Origin of the sequence: Streptococcus sp. 2018037, assembly GCF_019754195.1 — a bacterium.
GTDB lineage: Bacteria > Bacillota > Bacilli > Lactobacillales > Streptococcaceae > Streptococcus > Streptococcus hashimotonensis.
This window is the reverse complement of the sequence record NZ_JAIJZQ010000014.1, coordinates 46,327-53,727: the sequence shown is the minus strand read 5'-3', so window position 1 is coordinate 53,727 and position 7,401 is coordinate 46,327. Positions and strand designations below refer to the sequence as shown.

6 protein-coding genes are annotated in these 7,401 nt (G+C 36.9%); 1 reads left to right on the top strand and 5 read right to left on the bottom strand.

From position 1 onward, the window contains the following. Nucleotides 1–557: 557 nt before the first annotated feature. From K5Q29_RS06615 to K5Q29_RS06605, 3 genes are all read right to left on the bottom strand, one after another. Nucleotides 558–1,151 carry a YitT family protein gene (locus tag K5Q29_RS06615; protein WP_105096024.1) on the bottom strand — a complete coding sequence of 198 codons (594 nt, stop codon included), beginning with the start codon at nt 1,149–1,151 and terminating at the stop codon, nt 558–560. A gap of 77 nt (nt 1,152–1,228) precedes the next feature. Further along, on the bottom strand, nt 1,229–1,612 hold the full coding sequence (locus K5Q29_RS06610; RefSeq protein WP_002936200.1) for a PH domain-containing protein: 384 nt from the start codon (nt 1,610–1,612) through the stop codon (nt 1,229–1,231). Nucleotides 1,613–1,702: 90 nt separating this feature from the next. Continuing rightward, nucleotides 1,703–4,279: a pneumococcal-type histidine triad protein gene (locus tag K5Q29_RS06605; protein ID WP_221877071.1), complete on the bottom strand. Its 2,577-nt coding sequence runs from the start codon at nt 4,277–4,279 to the stop codon at nt 1,703–1,705. A 387-nt stretch (nt 4,280–4,666) separates the two neighbouring features. Between K5Q29_RS06605 and K5Q29_RS06600 the strand changes: the two genes are divergently transcribed. Further along, entirely contained in the window at nt 4,667–5,419 is a 753-nt protein-coding gene (locus tag K5Q29_RS06600) for a hypothetical protein (RefSeq protein ID WP_105153640.1), read from the top strand. Nucleotides 5,420–5,937: 518 nt separating this feature from the next. Here K5Q29_RS06600 and K5Q29_RS06595 read toward each other — a convergent pair. Both K5Q29_RS06595 and K5Q29_RS06590 read right to left on the bottom strand, forming a co-directional pair. Continuing rightward, nucleotides 5,938–6,468, bottom strand: a complete 531-nt coding sequence (locus K5Q29_RS06595; protein WP_105153639.1) for an ECF transporter S component — start codon at nt 6,466–6,468, stop codon at nt 5,938–5,940. Beyond that, nucleotides 6,465–7,310, bottom strand: a complete 846-nt coding sequence (locus tag K5Q29_RS06590) for a pyridoxamine kinase (RefSeq protein WP_105153638.1) — start codon at nt 7,308–7,310, stop codon at nt 6,465–6,467. Before K5Q29_RS06590 ends, K5Q29_RS06595 begins: the two co-directional genes overlap by 4 nt. Between the last annotated feature and the right edge of the window lie 91 nt (nt 7,311–7,401).

The following is a 7,401-nucleotide window of genomic DNA, read 5'->3' as shown; positions in this document are numbered from 1 at the left end:
TATTGCACGGGAATTATCTGGTTTTATTTGGGGGATGATGACAGGAAGAATAGCTTGAAGTTAGCACTTGTTTTCATGTACACTTTTGACAATTAAGTTTTATCATCGCAGAGCGATGAGGAATCCCTATTTCTGTCCAAACTCACTGGGTGAATTTGGACAGAAATAAGGATTGAAATAATGTTTGAATGGAGAGTATCTTGAAGGAGTTTAGGACTTCAAGGTTTGAGTTATCTACGAAATGACTAAGTGGCACAATTGTGATCCACGCTTATAGAGAGTAGGACTCGCGGCAGAACCATTGACCTGTAGGTAACCAATCCACGAATATCAGAGTGGCCAATGCCCGAAGCTAAGAACTAGGCTCTTTCTAGATACTTTTCATTTTTTATCAGTTCGATTGTTTTTACTTGACAAAGGGCTTTACATATCAGTCATTTGAATTAGCTTTGATACATCGACACTTTCCTAGTACCAGCTCCTTGTCTGAAAGTTAACTCATTCGACCATAACAAAAAACCTAGCTATATATGCACAGCTAGGTTTTTCTTGTATTTTTATTTATGATTGTTCCTTTTCAATGCTTGCAAGAACCAGTCCAAACTCTTACTGATAATGACAACCATTACCAATGTCCAAAATGTTTTTACAAGCCCAATTTTAAAAGCCAGAGGAGTTACCACAAATACATCAAAAATGAGAATAACGGTGGAAATCTTCCATTTGAAATATTTATTACACAACAATGCAATAATATCACTTCCTGCCGTGGACCCGTTTCCATAAATGACTAGAGCCATTGATAAACCTGTCACCAATCCCGCCAAGAGAGCAGAGGGAATCAGGGGCAACCATTTTATTTGCAGAAAAGTCGTATAATGCATGGTTAAGGACATAGTAGCAACCGCTAAGAAAGTATAGAAAACCGTTAACTTACTCAAAAAGCGATAGGCTAATACAATCAAAATCCCATTCAAAACAAAACTGGACAGACTTGTTTCAATCCCTGTCGTATAAAACAAAAGCAGGGTAACACCAGTAATCCCACCTTCGCCAAATTCATGTGGAATGATGAGCATATTCAAAACAAGGGCATATAGGATTGCCCCAAAACATATCAATAAGCAGTCTCTCCATTTCATCTGCATCATATTCTCTCCTCACAAACAGTCCACCTTAGTATATCAAAAAAAGCAGAAAGCGGATAGCCACTTTCTGTACTTTTTTCCTATTTTCCTAAGACAGCTGAAGCCAGAGCTTTTTGAATAGCAATGACACTCTTATCGCTCTTAAACTGAAGAATTTCAGCAGGTTCAACAGCCGAGGAAATCCATATTTTCAGCTCAGCGTCTAAGTCAAAATGACCAGAGGTTTCTACCGTAAAGCGTGAAATCGAGCGGTAAGGAATCGATTTATAAGATACCTTTTTCCCAGTCATTCCTTGCTTATCGACCAAAATCAATCGATATTCTGTAAAAACAATCAAATCACGAACCAGACTAAATGCCATCTCAACCTGTTCATTATCCAGTAGAACATGCTCCAATTCCTGTTCAATCTTATCATTATCCATTTGCGAGGCATTACCTAGTAAACCTGAAAATAGTCCCATAATATGGCTCCTTTGGTATTTTTCTATAGTATAACACAAAAAGCTACTAGTTGACTATCTTAGGCACTAGGTCTTTACCAAACATGAGAATTACTCGCTTACCTTTGCTTCCTTATCAACTTCTTTAGGTTGATTGTTCTCAATACTGCCACCTTCAACTGCCGGAAAATGTTCTGCAATCGCAGATGGGATCTTCTTATCATTTAGATTTAATTCTTCCTTCGGAATGTGATTTTCACTCACATCAATTGTTTTCAAAGTCTTATTTGGCTCTGTGATGGCAAGTGTTTCAATATCATTTTTTGAAGCATTCAGGTCTTCTAAGGCTTTGTAATCATTGACTCCTTCTAGATTCTTCAATTGATTATCTGCAATATTTAATCGAACAACCGATTCTTGTTTACCCTCTATTTCCAAAGTCTTAATTTGATTACCCTCTACATCCAGATTTACTAATTTTTCATTTTCTTCTATCCCTTGTAATTCAGTAATCTTATTATTCTTAAGAGTAAGACTAGTTAAGTTTGGATTATTTTTTACAAACTGAAGATCTTTTACATTACTTTCATTAGCTGTCAGTTCTTCTAAATTCTCTGTTTTTAGAGTTGATATATCCAATTGAGGATTCTGTGATATATACAAACGGGTTAACTTCTTCTTGTTTTGAAGCGCAGATAAATCTGTGATACGATTATTATCTAAACTAACAGCTGTCAATTGTGACAAATCTGCTAATGGGGATAAATCCGTCACTTTATTATGATCTAAATTTAAGGATTCCAAAGCTTTTAATTTAGCTAGAATAGTGATATCTTCAATGTCATTTCCTGCAGCAGAAACTACTTTTAAGTTTGGAAATTCTTCCAAAAAGCCCAAATCAGAAACACCATTTTGTGATAAGTCAATTCCCTCCAATGTTGGAATTTCTTTCAAAAACTGATAATCCTTAACGCCTGTGCTGGTCATCCATAATTGTTTCAATTTTTTAAATTGCAAGATAGGTTTTACATCATCAATTGGTGTAAAACCAATCCCCAACACTTCAACATTTGGCATCAAGTCCAGACCGGCTCTCTTTAGCGGATCTTTTCGCTGACCAATATTTAGATATTTTACCGTTTTTAACCACTCTCTCATCTTCTCGGAATCTGTTTCATTAGATGGGAAAGGAGTATCAGCCGTAGCATGCAAAATATCTTCAATAATCTCATCATCAAAACCTAATTGTTTTAAAGTAGCCATTCCAATTTTATCATGAGCATGTGGGTCACCGTGAGGGTCTTCGATCGGTTTTCCAACTTCAATTTTCTCAATCAAGATTGTATGAGAATGGTCACCATGAGGGTAAACGAAAGCAGGTCCTGCATCTGTTTCTATCACCTTGATTTTTTCTTTTGAAACATGCAGATTTTCGGCTAGGTAGCTCTTTTTAGCTTCTCGTTCTTCTTCTACACTTGAGTTAGGTTTCCCACCTTCTTGTGGTGACAACGGAATTTCTACATCAACTTGAGTGGAAGTTGACGAATGGTATTCTGCTCTAGCAGTCTCTAAATACTGAGTAGGAATATAAGACTCCCACGGACTTCCTATCAAATGACTGTACGGAATTAAATGAGTATGCGTACCATGGCCAATGAGTAACCCTAACGCTGTTTGACCTTGGACTCCACTACCATCAAAAATGAAACCGTCGCTTGTTGGATAATCAATACCTGGGAAAGCTTTTTTTGAATTAGACTGAGTGGAAGTATGCCCTTTTTCTGTGGTAGACTTGAGTGGGACGAAATTATTTCTTGTGGTCGGAGTATGCAACGAATGATTATCAAGAACAGTAATCTGTCCCTTTTTTCCAATGGTCTCCCCAGTATTTCCTTGTCCGTGTTGCAAACTTGATTTCCAAATATAATGATAATGATCTCCATGACGTACCGTATAGCCATTCGCATCTTCAGCCACTATATCCTTCGGATCAAATACATAACCATCATCAAAAGTTTGTGATAGCTTCGCTTGCTTTGCGTTGGAATGTGAGCTGGATTGGCTATTCTCAATGTACTCTTTGGGTACCAAATAGGACCATTTGCTTTCTTTTAAATCCTTATAGAAAATAAAATGTGAATGACCATTATGTTCTAAGACCAGTCCCTCATCCGTTTTTGAAAGAATTTGACCTTCATTTTCAAAAAGAAATCCATCATCCGTAGGATAATCAACACCAGCTACCCCTTTTTTAGCTTGAGAAGTAGGTTTCTTTTGATTTTTGGTGAGTTTCTTAGCTTCAGAAATAGAAATTACATTAGCATCTTTATCCTTTGGATAGTAGAAGTACTGCTCATTTACTTTTATAATATAACCTTTCTCTAGCTGATACTGAATATCTTCTTTATTCAATTTATAATCAGAATCTGGAAGGGTATCTTTTAAAAAGTGTGCCGCATACGGGATAGGACCTTCAAAAAAGTATGACTCTTCTCCATATAGACGCATATAGCCATTAGATTTAATTTCAGACACCACAATCGTATTTTCATCTACTTTTGAGACATTGCTACTTTGAACATCTTGATGATTTATTGCAGTATTCTCTGTTTTTTGGCAACCCGCCAAAAAAAGATGACAAGATAGGATAATGCCTGTCAAGGCAAATAAGGTTGTTTTCTTTTTCATTTTTGTCCTCCTAGACTTATTAACCAGTTAACAATTAACTAGTATATATTTTATTTTTGATTTTTGCAAGAAAAAACAACTGACAATGATTGTTCGTGAATAAATTTTCCATTCCACGACAAACGCATGAAAAAATTTGTTTTATAAACCATATTTTCACGACTGCTGTCAGTTTTTAGTAGAAAAAATGTAATATAATAGCCTTGGAAATGAGGGATTGTCCTTGTTAAAGCGAAGGTTTTACAAAAGCTTTAAAAAAAATGCATACAACAAGAAAATAGTTACATACCTTTTTCTTCATACAGATAGCGTGTTTCCATCCCTACGACCATTGACAAAGCAAACAAACTATAGTATATTAAAAATAGGGAAATAAAAGGAGAATATATGGAAAATACATCTACTCAAACTTTCGAAGAACTCATTGCGAAACAGAAAAAGAAACGTAATCGCATCCTTAGAATTATTACCACACTCTTTACCGCTATTATCGTATTTTTTGCCTGTCTTGCATTATTCAAATATAATAGTGGCAACATTAGCGGTACATGGCGCAATTCCCAAGCTGAACAAGACATTGTCAAAACCAGTATCAAGGAGTTACAAAATCAACTTCCAGGTATCGATAAAACGTGGATTGATGCAACTTATACGATGACAGTCGTAGATAAGAAAGCTGTCTTCACCGCTACAACAAGCTTTGATATTCCTAAAATCGCAAAATTAACCTTGGATCAAGCCTATAAGGTAATGTTAGAGGAAGCACAAAAAGAAGCAAGTTCTCTGGGAATTTCCGTAGAAGAATACTTAACAACCGCTCTCGGAGCAGACTATGAAAAGCAATTGAAATCATTTCTACCTACACAAGCTGAGGCGGAAAAAGAATTTCATAAGTACCAAGACGAGTATGCTAAAGAACTAGGTGCCACATACAATCAAGAAACTGGTACTATCTCTGCTACCTTTTTCGAGGGAGATGTCGATCAGCTCCTCCATACAGTAACCATTACAAAAATTAATGACGCAGCAATCAAACAACTGACTACATACGATATTTCCATAAAAGATATTATTTCCTATTCTCGCAAGGGAAATACCACCATTATTAACGGAAATGAAGAATTTACTTTAGAAAAATAATAAAAAAAGCTGGGAAAGGCATCCCTGATGGTTCCGACCTCACCCACAGAATAATGAAAATAAATATGAAGCCCTCACTAGGTGTATAATCTTAGTGAGGGCTTTGTGCTTGACGAGTTAATGATGTTAGTCATCGCCGGAAAAACTAACCCACTCTATTGACGAGCTCTAAAAAATACGCAACAAACATGAGTATAAGAACTAGCCAATAAAAACACAGATAGATTCAAGCTGATTTTTGATGAAATACAGCCGAATTGTCTGTGCTTTTATTTTTGTCTCTACTATAGATAGGACAACATTACGGCGATATTTGAAAGAACTTGTACTAATACTCAATGAAAATCAAAAGTAGCCTAGGAAACGAAGCCGAAGATAGAACTGGAGTTCATCAAGGCAAGTTGACAACGGATAATTTTGATTTTCGAAGAGTATAACCTCCTGTTTGTTTCGTCACTTACAGTGTAGTCCTTCTGACCTTTTTTCATATTGAATTTAACTAATGTCACTAATATAAATTACTTTCTCTTATATAACCTTTTACATACCTGATAAAGAATAGGTACAGCAATGATGGTCGTAATCGCAGTGCCATAGGTTCCTAAAATCCTACCCAAAGCAGCTAAAAATGATGCTGATGGCGTTAGTCCACCGACTAAGCTACCCGTCACTGTGTACTTCAACAGGTTCAAGATAATTTTTGTGAAGGCTGCAACTATCCCAACCAACATAATATTTGATAGACTATCGTTTGCCTGTAGGAATTTCTCATAAAATAAGTGGAGGACAAAACAGACAATGAGTGATTCTAGAATGGTAATCCAAGCAACGGAAGCATATCCCGACAGTAAATCAAAGATCCCTAGACCGAGTGAGGCTGCCAATGCCCCTTTTTTGGCACCAAAGATTAGTACTCCTACTACCACCAGAGCATTTCCTAGATGGACAAATTGACTCCCAAAAGGAATACGAATAAAGAAGACAACCACACAAATAAGGGCTGCAAATAGGCTAATTTCTGTTAATTGACGCAATTGATTCTGTTTCATAATTTCTCCTTTAATGTTTGAAATGCCTGCTGTAATGCTGCTAGAAAAGGTTCAAAGGAAATCCCAAATTTCAAGTCTCTATCCAAAGCGAGAGTACGCTCTAAACTCTTGTCGATAAAATCTAAAGCTAGAGGGATGGCTTGATGGAGATTGATTTGTTGGATGGTTGCTACAGCCAACAAGGTAGATAGAATGTCACCTGTTCCAAAGAAATTTGCTGGATATTTTTTAGACATATAGGTAGTTATTTCCCCTGTTTCCTGCTGAAAATAGGCTACACCTATTTGGCTATCATCAAAGGAAATTCCTGTCAGTACAATATCTGCAGACACCTGCTCTGCTAAAGCTTCCAGTAAGTCCTCAATAGCCGCCCTATCGTAGCAAGCTCCCAAATAATCCCTCCCTGTCAAAAAAGCTGCCTCTGTTACATTGGGGAGAATGAGCTTGGCCGACTGAATCAATGCTTTCATGGCTTCTACATAGGTAGGGGTAAAACCTGTATACAACTTCCCTCCATCCCCCATGACCGGATCAACAATCAATGGTGTCTCTGTTTGTTTAGCATACATAGCCAACTGACTTAGCTGCCGAGGATTTCTACAGTAGCCAGACAAAATGCCTGCCAACTCCAAATTCAAGTTCTTCCACTGTTCAAAATAGGCTTGATTCAAGTCAGTCATATCTTCAGTGACAACATCTGGGAAACCGCCTGTGTGTGAGGATAAAAGAACTGTAGGTAAAAGCATTGTTTCTACCTGACAAGCTGCTGCAATTGGTATACTAGTGGCTAGGGCAACCTTGCCCACACCAGGCAAATCATTTGCAAGCAATAATCGTTGCATCAAATCTTCCTCCTAAATTATTTTTCATAAACAAAATTGTAAATGATTATCATACATTTTTCAACATTACATATTCACAACTGTATGGGGA